The organism is Anaerobiospirillum sp. NML120448 (genome assembly GCF_023050945.1).
Classification (GTDB): domain Bacteria; phylum Pseudomonadota; class Gammaproteobacteria; order Enterobacterales; family Succinivibrionaceae; genus Anaerobiospirillum.
On the sequence record NZ_JALKIM010000178.1, the window covers coordinates 1 to 1,306 of the forward strand.

Annotated in this window: 1 rRNA gene; it reads right to left on the reverse strand. The window is 47.4% G+C overall.

The window, feature by feature from the left end:
• Positions 1-1,144: ribosomal RNA gene (locus MXE38_RS12315) — 23S ribosomal RNA — on the reverse strand; the annotation flags it as partial.
• Between the last annotated feature and the right edge of the window lie 162 nt (positions 1,145-1,306).

Consider the following 1,306-nt stretch of genomic DNA (forward strand, 5'->3'; position numbering starts at 1 on the left):
TGAATCCGCAGCTTCGGTGTCTAGTTTAGCCCCGTTACATCTTCCGCGCAGGCCGACTCGACCAGTGAGCTATTACGCTTTCTTTAAATGATGGCTGCTTCTAAGCCAACATCCTGGCTGTCTATGCCTTCCCACATCGTTTCCCACTTAACTAGAACTTGGGGACCTTAGCTGGCGGTCCGGGTTGTTTCCCTCTTGACGATGAACGTTAGCACCCACCGTCTGTCCTCTACTTCCAACTGAACGGTATTCGTAGTTTGCAATAGTTTGGTAAGCCGAGATGGCCCCCTTGCTATAACAGTGCTCTACCCCCGTTCGTCCTCGTAGAACGCTACCTAAATAGCTTTCGAGGAGAACCAGCTATCACTGAGTTTGATTGGCCTTTCACCCCTAGTCCCAGATCATCCCCTAACTTTGCAACGTTAGTGGGTTCGGTCCTCCGGCAGGTGTTACCCTGCTTTCAACCTGTCCAGGACTAGCTCACCCAGTTTCGGGTCTACCTGTATCAACTATTCGCCCTATTAAGACTCGATTTCTCTACGGCTCCCCCATCAAGGTTAACCTTGCTAATACAGATAACTCGCTGACCCATTATACAAAAGGTACGCAGTCACCCTAAAAGGGCTCCCACTGCTTGTACGCACACGGTTTCAGGTTCTTTTCACTCCCCTCCCGGGGTTCTTTTCGCCTTTCCCTCACGGTACTGGTTCACTATCGGTCGTCAGGTAGTATTTAGCCTTGGATGATGGTCCACCCATATTCAGACAGGATATCACGTGTCCCGCCCTACTCACGCTCATCATTACTGCTCTGTCGTATACGGGAGTATCACCCTGTACCCTGTAGTTTTCCAACTACTTCTACTAGAACAGTAATAACTTTTGGGCTCCTCCCCGTTCGCTCGCCGCTACTTAGGGAATATCGGTTTTGATTTCTTTTCCTCAGGGTACTGAGATGTTTCACTTCCCCTGGTTCGCCTCTATAACTTAAGTTATAGATAGTAGTAAAACTACTGGATTGCTCCATTCGGACATCTAAGGTTCAAGCGCCCCTTATCGGCTTACCTTAGCTTTTCGCAGATTGGCACGTCCTTCATCGCCTCCTGACGCCATGGCATCCACCATGTGCGCTTTCATGCTTGACCATACAACCCCGAAAGGTCTATATGGCCTTGATCATGATTGGATCAAGTAACTTTAACAACTGCCGAAAGGTTATCAAGACATTTGGTCTTTTACCCATTAAATTAGTTGCTAATTGAGTTATTACTTATAAATAAGCTTGTCTAATACATTTTTAAAGAACT